Source organism: Streptomyces niveiscabiei (assembly GCF_001419795.1).
In the GTDB taxonomy this organism is placed as follows: domain Bacteria; phylum Actinomycetota; class Actinomycetes; order Streptomycetales; family Streptomycetaceae; genus Streptomyces; species Streptomyces niveiscabiei.
The window spans coordinates 1-483 of sequence record NZ_LIRL01000637.1; the positions used below are offsets into that span (position 1 = coordinate 1).

Here is a 483-nt window from a genome sequence, read left to right on the forward strand (position 1 = left end):
GGGGCACCGGCCACGAACCCCATGCCGACGGCGGGGAGTTCGGCGGAGGTGTCTCCCGAGGCCGCGGCTGCCGTCTCCCTCGCCCGTCCCGCCCTCCCCGCCGGGGGTCAACAGCGGGTCACCGGCGAGGGGTTCGCCCCCGGCGCGGTGCTGCTCGTCGCGATCGACGGGGACACCCGGTACCAGGCGGTGGCCGACGGCGACGGGCGATTCGCGCAGGACTTCCCGGTGTACGGCAACGCGACCCGGGGCGCGCACACGGTCGAGGTGACCGGGGTGGCCGGTGAACAGGCCGTCGTGGGCGCCGAGTTCGAGGTGGGCGAGCCCGCGGGCTGAGTCGCGTACGCCACAGCTTCTTTACCGTCCATTGACAAACAACCGAAGATCGCCATTAGGTTAGCCTTACCTAAGTTCGAGCTATTCAGGCTGGAACCGATCAGAAGGGTCTCCCTCATGAGAGTCGCCTCCGCCCGCACCGCCGCC

The 483-nt window shown here is 70.4% G+C and carries 1 protein-coding gene; it reads left to right on the forward strand.

The genetic code is table 11. The features are described 5' to 3' along the window. The coding region (locus AOK24_RS28840; protein ID WP_206191279.1) for a hypothetical protein at positions 1–336 on the forward strand (336 nt) is incomplete at its 5' end. Positions 337–483 lie beyond the last annotated feature (147 nt).